The 18078-nt window shown below is 73.0% G+C and carries 14 protein-coding genes, 1 tRNA gene and 1 pseudogene; 6 read left to right on the forward strand and 10 right to left on the reverse strand.

All coding sequences use genetic code 11. The annotated features are described in order from the left end of the window. Nucleotides 1–2: 2 nt before the first annotated feature. A complete protein-coding gene (gene htpG / locus JE024_RS34860) occupies nucleotides 3–1919 on the reverse strand; it encodes a molecular chaperone HtpG (RefSeq protein WP_205377860.1) in 1917 nt (638 codons plus the stop codon). A 158-nt stretch (nucleotides 1920–2077) separates the two neighbouring features. Beyond that, nucleotides 2078–2512 (reverse strand): annotated as a pseudogene (locus tag JE024_RS34865) (type III effector protein); the annotation flags it as partial. 242 nt (nucleotides 2513–2754) lie between these two features. Between JE024_RS34865 and JE024_RS34870 the strand changes: the two are divergent. Beyond that, complete coding sequence (locus JE024_RS34870; protein ID WP_205377861.1) at nucleotides 2755–3183, forward strand: hypothetical protein; 429 nt, start codon at nucleotides 2755–2757, stop codon at nucleotides 3181–3183. Between the two features lie 24 nt (nucleotides 3184–3207). On the opposite strand, the gene JE024_RS34875 is transcribed toward JE024_RS34870, so the two are convergent. Both JE024_RS34875 and JE024_RS34880 read right to left on the reverse strand, forming a co-directional pair. After that, nucleotides 3208–5955, reverse strand: coding sequence for a tetratricopeptide repeat protein (locus tag JE024_RS34875; RefSeq protein ID WP_205377862.1), 2748 nt, complete (start codon nucleotides 5953–5955; stop codon nucleotides 3208–3210). 177 nt (nucleotides 5956–6132) lie between these two features. Beyond that, nucleotides 6133–6609, reverse strand: a complete 477-nt coding sequence (locus JE024_RS34880; protein ID WP_205377863.1) for a hypothetical protein — start codon at nucleotides 6607–6609, stop codon at nucleotides 6133–6135. A gap of 277 nt (nucleotides 6610–6886) precedes the next feature. Here JE024_RS34880 and JE024_RS34885 point away from each other — a divergent pair, with 277 nt between their 5' ends. Together JE024_RS34885 and JE024_RS34890 are read left to right on the forward strand one after the other, a co-directional pair. After that, nucleotides 6887–7936 carry a zinc-binding dehydrogenase gene (locus JE024_RS34885; RefSeq protein WP_205377864.1) on the forward strand — a complete coding sequence of 350 codons (1050 nt, stop codon included), beginning with the start codon at nucleotides 6887–6889 and terminating at the stop codon, nucleotides 7934–7936. 78 nt (nucleotides 7937–8014) lie between these two features. Further along, nucleotides 8015–8091 (forward strand) — tRNA-Trp (locus tag JE024_RS34890). A gap of 42 nt (nucleotides 8092–8133) precedes the next feature. Here JE024_RS34890 and JE024_RS34895 read toward each other — a convergent pair. Together JE024_RS34895 and JE024_RS34900 are read right to left on the reverse strand one after the other, a co-directional pair. Next, nucleotides 8134–9822 carry an alpha/beta hydrolase gene (locus JE024_RS34895; RefSeq protein ID WP_205377865.1) on the reverse strand — a complete coding sequence of 563 codons (1689 nt, stop codon included), beginning with the start codon at nucleotides 9820–9822 and terminating at the stop codon, nucleotides 8134–8136. A gap of 209 nt (nucleotides 9823–10031) precedes the next feature. Further along, on the reverse strand, nucleotides 10032–10898 hold the full coding sequence (locus JE024_RS34900; RefSeq protein ID WP_205377866.1) for a helix-turn-helix domain-containing protein: 867 nt from the start codon (nucleotides 10896–10898) through the stop codon (nucleotides 10032–10034). Between the two features lie 127 nt (nucleotides 10899–11025). Between JE024_RS34900 and JE024_RS34905 the strand changes: the two genes are divergently transcribed. After that, complete coding sequence (locus JE024_RS34905; protein ID WP_205377867.1) at nucleotides 11026–12078, forward strand: NAD(P)-dependent alcohol dehydrogenase; 1053 nt, start codon at nucleotides 11026–11028, stop codon at nucleotides 12076–12078. A 93-nt stretch (nucleotides 12079–12171) separates the two neighbouring features. Here the strand turns inward: JE024_RS34905 and JE024_RS34910 are convergent, their stop codons facing one another. From JE024_RS34910 to JE024_RS34925, 4 genes are all read right to left on the reverse strand, one after another. After that, complete coding sequence (locus tag JE024_RS34910) at nucleotides 12172–12444, reverse strand: hypothetical protein (RefSeq protein WP_205377868.1); 273 nt, start codon at nucleotides 12442–12444, stop codon at nucleotides 12172–12174. Nucleotides 12445–12588: 144 nt separating this feature from the next. Next, entirely contained in the window at nucleotides 12589–14085 is a 1497-nt protein-coding gene (locus JE024_RS34915; protein ID WP_205377869.1) for a S1 RNA-binding domain-containing protein, read from the reverse strand. A gap of 131 nt (nucleotides 14086–14216) precedes the next feature. Beyond that, on the reverse strand, nucleotides 14217–15335 hold the full coding sequence (locus JE024_RS34920) for a fatty acid desaturase family protein (protein ID WP_205377870.1): 1119 nt from the start codon (nucleotides 15333–15335) through the stop codon (nucleotides 14217–14219). Between the two features lie 7 nt (nucleotides 15336–15342). Continuing rightward, nucleotides 15343–16353 carry a ferredoxin reductase gene (locus tag JE024_RS34925; RefSeq protein WP_205378526.1) on the reverse strand — a complete coding sequence of 337 codons (1011 nt, stop codon included), beginning with the start codon at nucleotides 16351–16353 and terminating at the stop codon, nucleotides 15343–15345. Nucleotides 16354–16484: 131 nt separating this feature from the next. Between JE024_RS34925 and JE024_RS34930 the strand changes: the two genes are divergently transcribed. After that, entirely contained in the window at nucleotides 16485–17624 is a 1140-nt protein-coding gene (locus tag JE024_RS34930) for a PucR-like N-terminal domain-containing protein (RefSeq protein WP_205377871.1), read from the forward strand. Between the two features lie 113 nt (nucleotides 17625–17737). Continuing rightward, a complete protein-coding gene (locus JE024_RS34935) occupies nucleotides 17738–18076 on the forward strand; it encodes a thioredoxin family protein (RefSeq protein WP_205377872.1) in 339 nt (112 codons plus the stop codon). Nucleotides 18077–18078: the final 2 nt, after the last annotated feature.

The raw sequence follows: 18078 nt of genomic DNA on the forward strand, positions 1-18078 counted from the left end.
GGTCACAGGGCGCTCGTCAGACGGTTGGTGAGCAGCCGGGTGAAGCGGGCCGGGTCGGACAGGTCGCCCCCTTCGGCGAGCAGCGCGCTGCCGTACACCAGCTCGGCGATCTCCGGCAGCGCGGGGTCGCCGGCGTCGGCCTCGTGCGCCGTGCGCAGGGCGGTGACCAGCGGGTGAGTGGGGTTGAGCTCCAGGATCCGCTTGACGGTGGGCAGTTCCTGCCCCATCGCCCGGTACATCTTCTCCAGCGTCGGGGTCACGTCGTGGGCGTCACCGACGATGCACGCCGCCGAGGTCGTCAGGCGCGACGACAGGCGGACCTGCTTGACCTGCTCGGACAGGGTGGTGGACAGCCACGACAGCAGGGCCGCGAAGTCCTCCTCGCGCCGGGCCTTCTCGGCGTCGGCGTCCTCGCCGTTGTCGGCGGACTCGTCGAGGTCGACCTGCCCCTTGGCGATGGACCGCAGAGGACGGCCGTCGTAGGCCGGGACCCGGTCCACCCACACCTCGTCGACGGGGTCGGTGAGGATCAGCACCTCGTACCCCTTGGCGGTGAAGGCCTCCATGTGCGGGGAGTTCTCTACCATCGCGCGGGTCTCGCCGGTCAGGTAGTAGATGGTGTCCTGGCCGTCCTTCATCCGCTCGACGTACTGGCGCAGGGTGGTGGTCTTCTCCGGGTCGTGGGTGGAGGCGGCCGACACCAGGTCGAGCAGCGCCTCGGTGTTGTCCGTGTCCTCCAGCAGCCCCTCCTTCAGCGCCCGGCCGAACTGGTCCCACACCTTCGCGTAGCGCTCGGCGTCCTTGGACTGCATGTCCTTGACGGCGCCGAGGACCTTCTTGACCAGGCGCCGGCGTACGCCGTGGATCTGGCGGTCGTGCTGGAGCAGTTCGCGGGAGACGTTCAGCGACAGGTCGTGGGCGTCCACCACACCCTTGACGAAGCGCAGGTAGTCGGGCATGAGCGCTTCGCAGTCGTCCATGATGAACACTCGCTTGACGTAGAGCTGCACACCGCGGCTGCTCTCGCGGGAGAACAGGTCGATGGGCGCCTGCGCGGGGATGAACAGCAGCGCCTCGTACTCGAAGGTGCCCTCGGCGCGCATGTGGATGGTCTCGGCCGGGGGCAGCCAGTCGTGGCTGATCTGCTGGTAGAACTCGTTGTACTCGTCCTGGGTCACCTCGCTGCGCGACCGGGCCCACAGCGCCTTCATCGAGTTGAGCGTGTCGGCCTCGACGGTCGTCGCGCCCTCGGCGTCGGTGCGCTCGGCGGCCATCCGGATCGGCCAGCGGATGAAGTCCGAGTACTGCTTGACGACCTGACGGATCTTCGCCGGGGACAGGTAGTCGGCCAGCCCGTCCTCGCTGTCTGCGGGCTTGAGGTGCAGGGTGACCGACGTGCCCACGGGCAGGCCGTCGACGGAGCGGATGTCGTAGGTGCCCTCGCCGTCCGACTCCCACGCGGTGCCCTCGGAGGTGCCGGCCCGCCGGGTGTGCAGGGTGACCTTGTCGGCCACCATGAACGCCGAGTAGAAGCCGACGCCGAACTGCCCGATGAGGTTCTCGGCGGTGGCGGCGTCCTTCGACTCCTTGATCTTCTCCAGCAGGCCGGCGGTGCCGGACTTGGCGATCGTGCCGATCAGCTCCACGAGGTCGTCCCGGGTCATGCCGATCCCGTTGTCACGGACGGTCAGGGTGCGGGCGTCATCGTCGACCTCCAGCGAGATATGGAGGTCGGCCGTGTCGGACTCCAGGCTGGAGTCGGTGAGCGATTCCAGCCGCAGCTTGTCCAGTGCGTCGGAGGCGTTCGAGATCAGCTCGCGCAGGAAGATGTCCTTGTTGGAGTAGATCGAGTGGATAACCAGCCGGAGCAACTGACGGGTCTCGGCCTGGAATTCCAGCGTCTCGACACTGCTGACCATGGGGATCTCTTTCTGTGGGAACGTCATGAACGGATGGGGCTCGGAGGCCGGGGCGGGCGTCGCCCGCCGTCGGCGTGGTTCGGGCGGGCCGGACCGTACCCGTACGGTGCGGCTGTCGGCGGTGGGAGTCAGTCGTCGGCCGCTTCCGTCGTCGGGACCCGCCCGTCGAGGGCGTCCAGGCGTACGGCGAGATCGGCGGTGGCCCGTTCGGCGGCCCTCGCCCGGCGGGCGGCCGTCACGCGCTGCTCGCCGGTCGCCCCGGCGGCACCGGGCCGGCCGCGCAGATACCGGCGTTCGGCGGCCTGGCGGCTGGCGACACCGAGCGGGCCCGCGACATCGGCCCAACTGGCGCCCGCCTCACGGGCGGTCTCGATCAGGCCGGTCTCCCAGCCGGCGAGCTGCTCGCGCACCTGCCGCAGCAGCATCAGGGAGGCCAGCGCCTGCTCGGGGCCGGGGCCCGCGGTGTCGGGGGACTCCAGCCGGGCGCCGCGCAGGGCGTCGTCCACGGCGGCGAGCGCCGCCGCGGCGGCCAGGAAGGACGCCGGGCGGCGGGCACCGGCGCCGGCCGCGCGGGGCCGGTCGGCCGCGGTCACGGGCATCTCCCTCGGCTCGTTGTCACGTCGACGAGATCATATGTGTCATCCAGTGGATGACAAGCGAAAGCCGGTGAAGCACATGCCGGTTCGGCCCCGCCGCCCCGTAGCGGCCCGGTCCGGGAAAGCGGGGGCCCGGGCCCGGCCTGGGACGATGCGGCCGCCGCCCGAGGCGCCGGACGCCCCCGCCCGGCCGTGTCCCTACGGTGCTGCCCGAACAGGACGGCGGAGAGGGGTGTCGTATGAACACACGTCAGGGGTACGGTCCGGACGGCCCGGAGCCGGTGGCTCCCGAGGAGCCGGTCATGCTCGGGGCGCTCTACGCCGTCGCGCTGACGGGCGGGCTGCTGGGCGCCGTATACCTGTACGCCGTCGCCTTCGACGACTTCTCCGAGTCGGACCTGATGGCGGCCACCCCCTGGTGGTTCCTGCCCGTCGTCTTCGGCCTCCACGGTCTCGTCTCCCGGCGGCTGCTGCGCCGGGCCGCCGCCGGCCGCCCCGCGACCGCGGGCGGCCTTCCCGACCGCGGGCCCGGTCCGCTGGCGGCTCTGCTGCTCTTCCCGCCCCTGGTGCTGCGGTGGCGCAGGTCCCTGCCGGTGTCGCTGGTGGGGGCGGCCTTCTGGGGCCTGCTGCTCTGGATCTTCCTGACGGTCGTCTTCCCGTCCCTGTGACCGCAGCCGCCCTGTGCCGCCGCCCTACGGCGCGGCGGCCCGCTCCGCGGTCCAGTCGGCCAGCATGCGCGCGGTCTCCAGGGTGCGGGGGTGCCGGGCGCCCTGGACGCGTTCCATGTCCGTCAGGACGGCGGCGAGGCCGGCGACCGCGGTGCCATGGTCGCCCGCGCGGTGGAGCAGTTCGGCCCGCTGCTGCCGGATGCGCAGGGAACGGGGATGGTCGGGACCGAAGACCCGTTCCGCCGTCCGGTGCAGCAGGCCGAGGTGTTCCACCGCCACGTCGGTCTCCCCGGCCGCGCCGCGCCAGAAGGCGAGATTGGCACGGTAGGTGAGCGTAGTGGGGTGCTCGGCGCCCAGGGCGCGTGACGCGTCCTGCGCCGCCGTCGTGAACTGCTCGATCGCCAGGCCCAGATCACCGGCGGTCCCGTGCCAGTAGGCGAGGTTGTGCCGGGCGATGAGGGTGTCGTGGTGCAGCGGCCCGAGGACGCGGTCGAGCCCGTCTACTGCCCTTCGGTACGTCTCGACGGCCGTCCGGACGTCCCCGGTCTCCCCGATCCACCGGCTGAGGTCGCACAGCACCCGCAGGGTCGACGGGTGCAGCGGTCCCGGGCCGCGCTCCAGGACCCGGGCGAGCGCGGCGTAGGCGTCGCGTGCGCCGACGGCGTCCCCGGACAGGCCGCGGCACAGCGCGGTGTGCTCCTCGGCGGCCGTCACCAGGGGATCGTCCGCGGGAAGCACCGTCCGCGCCTCGGCCGCCAGGTGGACGAAGTCGGCGAGCGCGTCGGTGATCAGGCCCGACTCCATCCGCCAGCGGGCCTCGTGCAGACGGATGGACATGGTGTCCGGGTCGAGGGGGCCGAGGCCGTCCACCGCCTCGCCGCGCAACCGCGTCAGCAGCCGTACGGCGTCCGCGGTGTTGCCCAGGTCCCCTTCGGCCTGGGCCAGTTGGGCCCGCAGGACGAGCAGGTCCCGGTGACCGGGGCGGAGATGGAGCTCCGCCCGGCCGGCCAGCGCCTGCGCCGTGGCCCGGGCCGCTTCGTGGCAGCCGAGCCCTGCCAGGTGGGGACCGAGTCTGCGCAGCAGCGGATGCATGCCGGCGTCGGACCAGAGCCGGTCGCCGGCGTGCGACAGCAGGCTTTCGGCGCACCGGTGGAGCAGGGCGGCGGTCGGGGGAGCGCAGTCGGGCGCGGACCACACCTCCTCCAGGGCGTCGGCCGCCGCCGCGCAGGCACCCGCGCGGCGGGCCGCCGGCAGGCCGTCCCGGGTCGCCCGCTGGACGAGGGAGTGCGCCTCCACCAGGGCCGTGCCGCCCGGTTCCCGGTGGGTGACGAGACTCAGCCGGTGCAGGGCGCGCAGCGCGAGCAGCGCGTGCCGCCCGGCGGCCCCGGGCGCGGTGCCGTTCGCCGCCCCTGCGGCGTGCCGCCCGCCGTCGGTCCAGGCACGGGCCGCGGGGCCGAGCAGCACCGCCTCCGGGATGCCGTCCGGCGCCAGCAGCGAGATCAGTTCCAGCAGGGCGGCGGCGGTACCGGGCGGTGCCAGTGACTGCGCCCGCGTCAGGGCGAGTTGCAGGGTGCCGGTCACCGTTCCGCCGTGCTCGTCGGCGGGGGAGGAGGACGGGAGGAGTCCCGCGAGGCTCTCCCGTTCGTCGCCCAGCAGACCCAGGTACGACGGCAGGTCCGTACCGGTGTCGATGACGAAGGCCGCCGCCTGGGACAGGGCGAGGGGGAAGCAGCCGAGCGCCGTGGCCAGAGCGGCCATCGCCTCCCCGTGGTGCACGGTGCCGCCGGGGGAGTGGGGCGCCAGGCGCTCGGCGAGATACCCGACGGCCTCGTCGGCGGTGAACACGCCGACGGTCACCACCCGCACGCCCGGACGCAGCAGCGCGGCGTCCCGGCGCCGGGTGGTGACGAGGCTCCGGCCCGCGTCCCCCTCCGGCCACAGTCCCGCCATCTCGCCGAGGTCGTCGACGTCGTCGAGGACGATCAGCCAGGGGACGTCGGTCGACCGCAGCCACACGAGGAACAGGTCGGCCTGGGTCTCGTCGTCACCGCCGGTGCCGTACGGGCCGGCGGGGGTGCCGTCGCCGGGGTGCGGGTCCGCGTCGCCGCCCGCGCCGAGCCGCGGCAGCGCCCGCCAGGCACGGGCGTAACTCTGCAGCACGGACGCCCGGTTGCCCGCCGGCACCCACAGCAGCAGCCGGGCGCGCCGCCCGCCCCGGTGGAACGCGGCGGCCGCGAGCTGCGACTTGCCGACCCCGCCCGCGCCGGTGAGTAGGACCCGGCGGACGGTCGCGTCCGCCAGCCCCGCGTCGATCCGCGCGGCGATGCCGTCCCGCCGCCGCAGCGCGGCGGCGTCGCCCGGCGGGCGCCCGACGACGACCGGCGCCCGGACCACGGGCGACGAGGGCCGCCGCGCATGGCCCACCCGGGGCGATCCGGCTTCGTCCCCGGCACCGCGCTCGTCCCGGGCGGCGCGCCACAGCCGCTGCCAGTGCGCCGTCGCGGCCCGGTCGGGGGCCGCGGTGCCGACCGCCTGCGCCACGGCGTGGACCACCGCCATCACGGCCTCGAACCGGCGGGGCACCGCGTGCCCGCCCGTCCACTCGCCCAGACGACGGGCGTTGACGGCGACGCGGCTCCCGGACGGCAGCACCACCGCACCGGCCCGCCGGGCCAGCGCCTCGTCGGTCAGGCCGGGCAGCTGCCGGCGCAGCCGGGTGAGCTCTGCCGCGAAGGCGCCCCGGGGATCCTGCGCCGCCGGTCCGTTCCCCATCTGCCGCCCCCTCCTGGCCGATGCCGCGCCAGGGCCTGCCTCCTGCCGCCGCGCGCGGCGGGGCACCCCCCTGTACCCGACGATGGTTGCAGAGACGGGCCCGCTCCGTGCGCGGGTTGACCTTCTCCGCCGGCCTCGCCGCGGCGGTCGACGAGGCGTGCCGCTCCCGGAGTCGGGCTATCGCGGTGCCGGGGGAGCGGCGGGCGGTCGGCGGGCCGGGCGGACGTCGACGAGGTCGAACCCGTCCGCGTGGCGTACGAGATGCCGGACCGTGCCCAGGCCGGAATCACGGATGAAGCCGACCCACCCCTCGGTCGTCGCGTGCCGCAGCAGCCACCCCACGACGTCCATCGTCACCCCGAAGTCGTCCTCGTGCACGCACGACCGGACGGTCAGGGCCCACGGTTCGCCGCCGTCGGGCTCGGGCCTGTCCACGGCGCGGGTCAGCGCCGAAACGTCGGCCCCTGCGAACGCGTGGCTCGCCGAGCCGCCGGCGAAGGCCTGCCAGGGGCCGCCCCACGACTCCCAGTCGGTTGCCCGCGGTTCGGTCGGCATGTCCCCCTGGCCGAGAAGCCACCGGACCTCCGACAGCACCGGTTCGGACAGCTCCGGCGGCAGGTCCACCGCCAGGAACATGTCGTAGTAGTCACTCACGACACGCCACCGTAGTCCGTCTTCCGCGGACCCCGGGACGGGGGTCTCCGTCCGGATCCGGACGAGGTGCCGGGCCGGCCCGGGCACAGCGGCGGCCGGAGCCCGGACCCGAGCCCCGAGTCAGGTGGCCGTGGGCGGGCCCCGCCCACGGGACGCGCGAGCACGGGGAACGGCGGTCCCCATGAGGAATCAAGGCGGCGAAAACGTGGAACATGGCACAGATGCCACACACCGCGCGGCGACGCGCGGTGCACCCTGACCGTGAGGAGGTCGAACGATGGACACGCCCGAGTCCATGCGCGCGGTGCGCATCACCGCGCACGGCGGGCCGGAGGTTCTCGAGACGGCGAAGGTGCCCGTGCCCGTCCCGCAGAGGGGAGAGGTGCTGATCCGGGTGGCCGCCGTCGCCCTGAACAACACCGACCTGTGGACGCGCGAGGGCGCGTACGGCAGGCCGGGGGATCCGGACGCCCTGTCGGGCTGGCGGGGCCCGATCGAGTTCCCCCGCATACAGGGCGCCGACGTGGCCGGCCGGATCGCGGCGGTCGGCACCGGCGTCGACGCCGGGCTCCTCGGGCGCCGAGTGGTCGTCGATCCGGCGATCTACGACGCGGAAGGGCCGCACGCGAACCCGGTGGGGCTCATGGGCAGCGAACGTGACGGCGGGTACGCCGAATACGTGACCGCGCCGGTGGACCGCGTGCACGACATGACCGCCTCCCCCCTCACGGACGACCAGCTCGCGACACTCCCCACCGCCTACGGCACGGCGCTCGGCATGATCGAGCGGGGCCGCCTGCGAGAAGGGGAGACCGCCCTCGTCTCGGGGGCGTCCGGCGGTGTCGGCCTCGCGCTCGTACAGCTCGCCCGGGCGCGCGGCGCCCGCGTGCTGGCCGTCAGCAGCGGGGCCAAGACCGCGCAGGTACGCGAGGCGGGCGCCCACGAGACGGTCGACCGTGCGGGCGACCTGACCGGGCAGATCCGCGCCGCCGCCCCGGACGGCATCGACGTCGCACTCGACGTCGTCGCGGGGGAACTGGTGGCCGACGGGCTGCCGCTGCTGCGCGAGGGTGGCCGGTGGGTCGTCGCCGGTGCCCTCGGCGGCCACGACGTGACCTTCGACGTGCGTCGCCTCTACCTGCACAACGCACAGGTGATCGGCTCCTCCATGCACACACCCGCGCACTTCGACGGGCTCACGGACCTGGCGCGTCGGGGCACGGTCCGGCCCGTCGTCGCCGCCGTGTTCCCCCTGGAAGAGGCCGCCCGGGCCCAGGAGGAGCTCGCGCGCAGGACACACGTGGGAAAGATCGTCATGCATCCCTGAGCCGGCGGCTCCGCCCCCGCCGCGGCGAAATACGGTGGCACCGCCTCCCGCCGCGGTGGCAAGCTGCTCGCACACCGAAGGGGTGTAGCTCAGCTGGTCAGAGCGCCGGTCTCCAAAACCGGATGTCGCAGGTTCGATTCCTGTCGCCCCTGCCATCCCGGGCGCCCGCCTCCGGCCGGCGCCCGCCTCCCCCGGCGTCAGTCGTCGCCGCGGCGACCGCGCACGGCTGACAGCACCCCACCGCCCACCAAGAGCAAAGCCGCGCCAAGCCCGGCGAGAGCGGCCGTGCCGGTGCCGCCCGTCCGCGCCAGCTGGGGCGCGGCGAACGGAAGGACGTCCTGCCGGCACGTCGTCCCGGTCGGCGGCAGGACCCCGTGGACGAGATAGCGACTCGTCCGGGCGTCGACACACCGGCTCGGGTTGAACAGCGCCGTGTGCCCGACGGCGTCATGGATCAGCAGCCGGGCGTCGGCCAGCTCCCGCGTCATGGCCCGCGCGGCCGACAGGGGCGTGGACGGGTCGTCGGTGTTCCCGATCACCAGGACGGGGTTCGCCGTCGGCCTGTCCCACGGGCCCCGGTAGCTGTCCTCGGCAACCGCCGGCCAGTCCGCACAGCCCGCCGACGCCCAGACCCAGTACCGGCCGGTGTCCCCCGCACGGGCGGCCTCCTCCTCCGCCAGCGTGTGAAACGCACCGGGATCCCGCGGATTGGGGCTGTCACCGCAGAAGACCGCGCTGCTCTGCTCCTCGCCCACGTACGGATTCGGGTCGCGGACCGGCGGCGGGGGCGGCAGGGGAGTGGGCTCGGGCACCCGCCCCTCCCACAGGTCCTGCAGCCTGCGGGCGAGGTTCTCCGCACCGGGACGCACGACGTAGAGGCTGCTCACCACGTCGGCGACCGTACCCGCGTACGTCCACGAGCCCACGGGCTCCTTCCGGAGCCGCTGCAGCAGCCGCTCGTACTTGTCCAGGGTCGCCTGCGGGCTCCCGGCGGAGAACGCGCAGCGCTCCGTCGGGGCGGACCCGCACAAGGTGAGCATCCGTTCCACGGCGCCCTCGGCACCGCGGCCCGAGCCCAGACGCTGGAACGACGTGGTCCGCGCCGGCGCGTCGGAGGCGTTGCCCGTCCAGGCCCGCGGATCCCAGTCGGCGTCGAAGACCATGGCGCGGACCTTCTCGGGGAAGAGGTTCGCGTAGGTGGCGCCGAGGTACGTGCCGTAGGAGATCCCGTAGTAGGTGAGCTGCCGGTCGCCCACCGCCCTGCGGAGCTGCTCCAGGTCACGGGCCGAGTCGGCGGTGGACACATGGCGCAGGAGCTCGGGGACACGCTGCTCGCAGCGGCGGCCCAGTTCCTCGTAGGCGGCGGCGAACGCCGCCCGCTCCTTCTGCCCGACGGGGAAGCCCGCCGCCTTGCTAGCGTTCCACTCCGCGGCCTCGTCAGGGCTCGCAAAGCAGTTCACCGCGGTGCTGTTGCCGATGCCGCGGGGGTCCCAGCTGACGATGTCGAACCGCTCCCGCACCTCGCTGGGGAAGGACTCGTAGTTCTGCGGCATCTGGACCGTCCCCGGCCCACCGGGTCCGCCGGGGTTGAAGAACAGGGTGCCGATCCGGCTGCCGGGCCCGGTCGCCTTCCGCTTCACCACCGCCAGCTCGATGCGGCGGCCCGCCGGCTCGTCGTAGTCCAGCGGCACCTGCGCGGTCGCGCAGTCGAACGGGCTGCCCTTGGTGCAGGGACTCCATTCGAGCTGCGGTGCGGGGACCGCAGGGGCAGGGTCCCCGCCGGCCGTGGCCGGGCCCTGACCTGTCAGGACGGCCGAGCAGGTCACCAGCGCTGCGATGACGGCGACGCGACCTCGACGGCGCGTCGTCGCTCCCGGTATGGGCATGGGTGTTCCGCCTCTCCGGACGCGTGCCCGCCACCCGCTCCTCGGGGGCGCCGGCGCCGCGTCCAGGTCCAAGGCATCGCATCCCGGGAGCGCGCACGAGCCGGCAGCGGCTGTCCGGCTTAACCACTTCTACGGAACGTGACCGCTGCCGCCGGCCCCCTGGCCGCAGGGGATCACCCGGACCCGGGCGGCGCTCGCGGCGGGGAGCGTCAGGTGGTGCCCGCGTCCGCAGGGACCTCGTCCACGCCCCAGCCGGCCAGCAGCCGCAGGGACTCGGCGGAGCGGCTGTCCGGTTCCGCGTGGTACGTGACGAGGGACAGATCGTGGTCGTCGGGGAAGCGTAGCGTCTCGTACGCGAGAGCCAGCTCACCCACCAGCGGGTGGTGCAGCCGCTTCACACCGTGGCCCTTCTCCTGCACCGTGTGCGCCGCCCACAGGGAACGGAACTCCTCGCTCTTGACCGACAGCTCACCCACCAGGGAGGACAGCTGCGGGTCGTCCGGGTAGCAGCCGGCGCACAGCCTCAGGGTGCTCACCACCTCGACCGCCTTGCACTCCCAGTCCAGGTACAGCGAGCGGGCGTTCGGATCGAGGAACACCAGCCGGGCCATGTTGCGCTCGGCCGGCTCCATCGCCGCGAAGTCACCGAACAGGGCACGGGCCATCCGGTTCCACGCCAGGACCTCCAGACGGCGTCCCAGGAACACCGCGGGCACCTGGTCCATGGTGTCGATCAGGTGCTGGAGCTGGGGCCGCACCTTCTGCGTCCGGTGCACCGCGCCCCGCTTCTTCTTGAGCTTGGGACTCGCCAGATGCGTCAGGTGCGCGTGCTCGGTGTCCGTCAGCCGCAGAGCCCTGGCGATCGAGTCCAGCACCTCCGTTGACACGTTCTGCCCGTGCCCCTGTTCCAGCCGCGTGTAGTAGGCCACCGACACCCCGGCCAGCTGGGCCAGCTCCTCGCGCCGCAGCCCGGGGACGCGGCGGTGGCGGCCGAAGTCCGGCAGCCCGACGTCCTCGGGCTTCAGCCGGGCACGCCGGGACCGGAGGAATTCACTGAGTTCGGCGCGCTGGTCCATCCCCCAAGTATCGGCCACGCCCGCGGCGGCCCGTGGGGTGAGCCTGACCCTGCCAGTGGTAGGCACGGCGGACGTAGGCACAACAGAGGGCTGGGTGACTCCTCGGCGACCGGGCAGGCTCGACGATATGACCACGAACGTTTCCACCGTCCCCGCCTACGCCGCCCCCGCCGCGGGCGCCCCACTGGAGCGCACGACCATTCCGCGCCGACCGGTCGGCGAGCACGACGTACTGATCGACATCAAGTTCGCGGGCATCTGTCACTCGGACATCCACCAGGCCCGTGACGGCTGGGGCACCGGCATCTACCCGATGGTGCCCGGCCACGAGATCGCCGGCATCGTCACCGAGGTCGGCCCGGGCGTGACCCGCTTCAAGGCCGGCGACCGGGTCGGCGTCGGCTGCCTCGTCGACTCCTGCCGCGACTGCGACAACTGCGTGGCCGGCCTGGAGCAGTACTGCACCGGCGGCAGCGTCGGCACGTACAACGCCCTCGACAAGAACGGCGAGCCCACCTACGGCGGCTACTCGTCCCACATCGTCGTGGACGAGCGCTTCACCGTCCGCATCCCCGAGGGCATCGCCCTCGACGAGGCGGCCCCGCTGCTGTGCGCGGGCATCACGCTGTACTCGCCGCTGCGCCACTGGCAGGCCGGCCCCGGCAAGAAGGTCGCCATCGTCGGGCTCGGCGGCCTCGGCCACATGGGCGTCAAGATCGCCCACGCACTGGGCGCCGAGGTGACCGTCCTCTCCCAGTCGCTCCGCAAGCAGGCCGACGGCCTCAAGCTCGGCGCCGACCACTACCGTGCGACCTCCGACGAGGCGACCTTCGAGGAGCTCGCGGGCACCTTCGACCTGATCGTCTCCACGGTGTCCGCGCCGCTGCCGGTCGACAAGTACCTCGGCCTGCTCCGCACGGACGGCGCCTTCGTCAACGTCGGCGCCCCCGAGGAGCCGGTCTCGCTGAACCTGTTCTCCGTCATCGGCGGCCGTAAGACCCTCGCCGGATCCGGGATCGGCGGCCTCCCCGAGACCCAGGAGATGCTCCACTTCTGCGCCGAGCACGGCCTGGGCGCGGAGATCGAGGTGATCCGCGCCGACCAGATCAACGAGGCGTACGAGCGCGTGCTGGCGAGCGACGTGCGCTACCGGTTCGTGATCGACACCGCCACGATCTGACCCACCGACGGCCCCCGCTCCGAGCCCGCGCCCGGAGCGGGGGCCGCCGCAGGGACACCCCGCGCGGCGCATCCCCTCGAAGCCCGCGGGGGATCACGGCGGCCCGGCGATGGTGAAAACCAGGCCGATGAACGCGATGAACAGACCGGCCGGCAGCAGAATGCCTCCCACCAACCGGAAGAACCAGGCGCCCAGCAGGGACGGTTCCGCGAGCGAGAGGTCCGACATCCGAGCCGCCGTGACCGCCCGGACCGCGTTGCGGCGCGTCACTGCCCGATCCGTCGCGCCCCGCAGATTGAAGAGGAATGCCGCGCCCCACCCTGCGGCAGCCAGTCCCATCACCAGCAGTCCGATCGCCACCAACACCGCAGCCCCTCCTCAGACCTCCTGCCACCACGGCATGGTCGTCCGCGGAACTCTGCCACCCGTCACCGACGCGAACAAGCCACCGCCACCGTCCGAGGCGCCACCGCCCCGGGCCTGCTCTTCGGCGGGGCATCGGCACCGGAATCAGCTCTCCGGCTCGTCGGCCCGGCGCTCGGAGAGGGTGATGCGACGGCGGGGCGGGTCCACGGCGAGGACCTTCACACGCATCTCGTCGCCGACCGCGATGCCGGCCTGGGGATCGTCCGCCCACCGGTCGAGCAACTCGTCGTTGTGCACCAGCCCTTCGAAGCCGTCGGGCCGGTCCTCGACGCGCACGAAGACGCCGAAGGGGATGAGCTTGGTGACGCGGCCGCGAACCGTGCGGCCGACGAGCCCGGTCAGCTCCCGCATCGGGTCGTCCTGCAGGCCCTTGAGGGACAGCGCCAGCCGGCCGCGCACCAGGTCGGCGTCCAGGACCTCCGCCCGGATCCGCTCGCCGACGGAGACGACGTCGGAGGGGTGCTCGAAGCGGCGCCACGACAGCTCGGGGATGTTGATGAAGGCCTCGAAGCCCTCGACATCGACGAAGGTGACACCGAAGGGCGCGATCCGGGTCACGGTCCCCGTCACGACCTGCCCGCGTCGCAGCATGGTGAGGAAGGCCCACGTGCGGTCGTCGGGAGTCGGGTCGGTGCCCCAGCGTGCACGGACGACGCCGTCCTCGTCCGGCATGACGGCCGTGAACAGCGGCACCCGCTCCTCGGCATACATCGACAGCAGGCAGGCGGCGACGGCACCGGACAGGCGGGCGGTCAGCTCGGCGAAGCTCTCCTCGTCCACGACGGCGCTGTGGATCCGGCCGTCGGCGTCCTGCCACACGCCCTCGATCAGCCCGTCGTCGGGCAGGGCCGCGACCACGGCGCCGACATCGCGGGAGAGCGCCGGCCACACCGCCAGCCGCGCACGCGGCGCCAGACCGGCGCGCACGGCACCGAGGTCGGCGTCGAGGAGACTGTGCCACCGCACGGCACCGTCGGCGTACGTCTCCTCCAGAAGACCCGCGCACCCCGAGGAGACCGACCAGTCCAGCGCCGCCCAGAACAAGTCGTCGCCCGGCCGCTGGATCTCGCCCTCGTCCCGCTCCATGACGTAGGGCGAGGCGTCCAGCGCCTCCGGGAAGAGCCCGAGTTCGCGGGTGAGGGCCAGCGCACGCTCGCCGGGCGCGCCGGTCGAGACGTAGACGTACTGGTCCCAGCCGACATGCACCGCGAAGACGCCCTCCACCTCCAGACGGCACCAGGCCCCCTGTTCCCGCAGCATGACCCGCACCAGCTCCAGCCCCGTGGCCAGGGAGACCACCGCCCCGTCGTGGAAACCCCGCACACCGCCGGGGATCAGCCCGTCCAGCCCGAAGCCCTCGACGAGCGGCGCGGCGCCGAAGTGGACGAACGAGGGGACCATCGGCTCCCGGACGTGCAACCACTCGACGCCGGCGTCGACGGCGAACGCCTCGACTGCTTGCAGGTAGGCAGCCTCACGCTCGCCGTGATCACTCACGGGCTCCAAGGGGCCGTCGTAGCGGCCGTGTTCGTCGCGGTGGGCGGGATCGTACATGGTGACGCGGTAGGTGGAGAGGAGCATGGCGCCATCCTCGCGCAGGGCCGCGGTGTGGGGGAACGACGGTGCCCCGGCAAGCACCGGCCGCATCCCGGGCCCGCCCCCGTCCCTCACCCACACCGCCCGCGTCCCGGTCGGACGAAGCGGTACCGGGATCAGGCCGCGACGAGCTCCCGCTCGCGTTCCGGTGCCTTGACGTGCGGCTTCCGGTTGGGCAGCGAGAGCCGGAAGACCTTGCGCCACGCGGAGTACACCTGCTTGGGCAGGGGGCCGGTGACGTACTCCAGCTCGTACTTCTCGAACAGCGCGCGCACCTTCACCGCGACCTCGGCGTACCGGTTGCTCGGCAGGTCGGGGAACAGGTGGTGCTCGATCTGGTGCGACAGGTTGCCGGTCATGAAGTGCATGGCCTTGCTGCCGCTGATGTTCGCCGAGCCCATCATCTGGCGCAGGTACCACTGGCCGCGCGTCTCGCCGTTGATCGACCGGCGCTCGAAGACCTGCACGCCCTCGGGGAAGTGCCCGCACATGATCACGGAGTGGGACCAGATGTTGCGGACCAGGTTCGCGGTGAACGTGGCGGCGAGCGTCGGGAGGAACGAGGGGCCCGACAGCAGCGGGTGGACGACGTAGTCCTTGAGCACCTGCTTGCGGATCTTGCGGCCCACCGCCCTGGCCCGCGCACGGAACTCCGGGCTCTTGCGGCGGTGCTTGCTCAGGTTCCTGCCGAGCTCCAGGTCGTACGCCGCGATCCCGTACTCGAAGAAGCAGGCGTTGACGAAGTTCCACAGCGGCTGGCCGAGGTGGAACGGGTGCCACTTCTGGTCCTCGTCGACACGCATGATGCCGTAGCCGAGGTCGTTGTCCTTGCCGATCACGTTGGTGTACGTGTGGTGCAGCTCGTTGTGCGAGTGCTTCCACTGTGCGGCCGGTGAGACGTGGTCCCACTCCCAGGTGGTGGAGTGGATCTTCGGATCGCGCATCCAGTCCCACTGGCCGTGCAGGATGTTGTGGCCGATCTCCATGTTGTCCATGATCTTCGCCACGGACAGACCGGCGGTGCCGAGCACCCACGCGGGCGGGAAGATCGAGAACAGCAGCACACCCCTGCTGACCAGCTCCAGCTTGCGCTGTGCCGCGATGACCTTGCGGATGTAGGCGGCGTCCTGCTCGCCGCGGCTGGCGATCACCTCGTCGCGGATCGCGTCCAGCTCGCGGCCGAGTTCCTCGATCTGCTCCGCGGTCAGGTGGGCGGTGGGGTCGATGGCGGTCAAGGTGCTCCTACCGTTCGATGTCGCAGGGGCCCGCGGCGGCGGACACACAGGTCTGGATGAGGACGCCGGGCTCGGCCTCGGTGATCTCGCCGGTGCGCAGGTCGCGGACGGCACCCGCCTTGAGCGGCGTGACGCAGCCGAAGCAGATCCCCATGCGGCACCCGGAGGGCATGAGCACCCCGGCGTCCTCGCCGACGTCGAGCAGCGGCGTGGCGCCGTCCGCGTCGACGCTCTTGCCGGTGGTGCTGAACGTGACCTCGCCGCCCGCCCCGGCGACGACGACGTTGGGGCGGAAGCGCTCGGTGTGCAGGCGCTCGGGCACACCGTGCCCGTTCCAGTGCTCCTCGGCGGCGTCGAGCAGTCCCGCGGGCCCGCAGGCCCAGGTCTCGCGCTCGGCCCAGTCGGGCACGAGCTCGCCGAGACGGGCGACGTCGAGCATGCCGTCCGTTGCGGTGTGCACCTCGGTGAGCCTCAGCTTCCCGGCCGCGACCAGGCCGTGCAGTTCCTCGCGGAAGATCACGTCGTGCGGCTGCGGCGCGCAGTGGACCATGACGGCGTCGTCGAACTCGCTGTCGCGCAGCATGCCCATCACGGGCGTGATGCCGCTGCCGGCCGTCAGGTAGAGCACCTTCGCGGGCTTGGCCCGCGGCAGCACGAAGTCGCCGGTGGCCTGGTCGAGCTGGATCAGCGTGCCCGGCTTCGCCCGGCGGACCAGGTGGTTGCTGACCTTGCCGTCACGGATCGCCTTCACGGTGATCGTGAAGCGGCCGTCCCGGCGGTGCGTCGGCGAGGTGACGGAGTAGGCGCGCCACAGGCGCACCCCGTCGACGTCGACGCCGACCCGCACGTACTGGCCGGCGGTGTGGCCGCGCCAGCCCCGTCCCGGTCTGATCACGATGGTGGCGGCGTCACCCGTCTCGGGGCGCACGGCCTCGATGCGCCCCCGCAGGTCGGCGCCCGCACGCAGCGGGCTGACCAGGTCGAGGTAGTCCGACGGCAGCAGCGGCGTCGTGACCATCTCCAGCAGTTTCCACGCCCTGCCGCGCAGGGCCGTACTCGTCATGGCTCCAGCTTGCTGTGCCCCAAGGCGTAAAGTCCTGACCACAGGACGTGAATCTGGTCGTCTGAATTGTTCGCAGGGAACAAAAAATGAGCCAAGCAATCCAAAGAGCCAGCGAGCTGGCCCTCGACGAGACGACGGTCACTGCGCTTCGGGCGGAGCTGAAGACCACCGCCGACGAGGTCGTCCAGGCGATCATCGACGAGGTCCCTCCCTACGCCAACGCCCTGTCGGGCCACATGGGCGCCAGGATCCGCCGGGCCGTCCGCACCGCCCTCGGGCACTACCTGGACTTGGCGAGCGGGAACGCCACCGGCGGCGACGCCGGCGACGCGGCGTACGAGCTGGGCCGCGGCGAGGTCCGCGACGGCCGGACGATGGACGCCCTGCTCGGCGCGTACCGCGTCGGCGCCCGCGTGGCCTGGCGGTGCCTGGCCGCGGGCGCCGTACCGGCGGGTCTGCCCGCCGCCGAGGTCGCCAAGTTCGCCGAGCTGACCTTCGCCTACATCGACGAGCTCTCCGCCGCGAGCGCCGCGGGCCACGCCGACGAACTGGCCGCCCGGGGCAGGGCCCACGAGCGACACCTGGAACACCTGGCCCGTGACCTGCTCGCCGGCGCGAGCACGGACGTGCTGCTGGCCTCCGTCCAGCGCGCCGGGTGGCAGCCCCCGGGTTCGCTGACCGCCGTCCTGCTGCCCGCCGCCCAGGCCCGGCCCGCCTACCGCGTGCTCGACCCGAGCACCCTCGTCCTCGACGATCTGCCGGACGCCACCGGTGTGCTGCTCGTTCCTGATGCGGACCGACCACATCTCCTGAGGCAGCTGACCGACCGCTCCGCCGTCGTCGGCCCGGCCCGGCCATGGGCCCGTGCGTCCGCCTCGTACGCGCGGGCCGTCCGCGCGCGCTCCCTCTCCTCCGACATCCGCGACACCGAGGACCACCTGCCCGCGCTGGTGCTGAGCGCCGACGCGGAAGCGTTCGCGGACCTGCGCGCCCGGGCCCTCGCACCGCTGCGCACCTTGCCCGCCGCCACCGCCCGGCGGCTGGAGGAGACGCTGCGGGCATGGCTGCTGCACCAGGGCAGGCGGGAGGAGGTGGCGGCGGCGCTGTTCGTCCACCCCCAGACGGTCCGGTACCGGATGTCGCAGCTGCGGGAGCTGTTCCCGGATCTCGCATCGCCGCAGCGCTTCCTCGAACTGACACTGGCGGTCGGTCTCCGGACCGGCTGACGGGCACGGCCCCGTCCCCGGGATGAACCGGCCCGTATCGCCGGCGACACGGGCCGGCACACCGCGCGGGGGATGATGGGGACGGCGCAACGGACACGAGGTCAGGAGGTTCCATGGCGAAGCGGGTGCACCGGCCCCGTGAGGACGCGGAGTTCGATTTCATCCTCAGGATGAGCGACGTCCCGGTCCTCGCCTGCTTCACCGGGACATGGCCCAAGGCCGTCGAGCCCTGCCGGGCGATGGACCTCGTCGTGGGCGGCATCGCCGACGACTGCGCGGGCCGCCTGACGGTCGTCCGCGCCGACATCACCCGCTGCCCGGCCGCGACCGAACGCTACGGGATCACCGGAGCCCCGTCCTGCGTCCTGCTGAAGGAGGGGGAGGCGGTGGCCCACGGCACGGGGCCCATGACCACCGCCGAGGTACGGGCGCTCCTGGACGGCCACCTCTGAAC

This window comes from Streptomyces zhihengii, assembly GCF_016919245.1.
GTDB classification, from domain to species: domain Bacteria; phylum Actinomycetota; class Actinomycetes; order Streptomycetales; family Streptomycetaceae; genus Streptomyces; species Streptomyces zhihengii.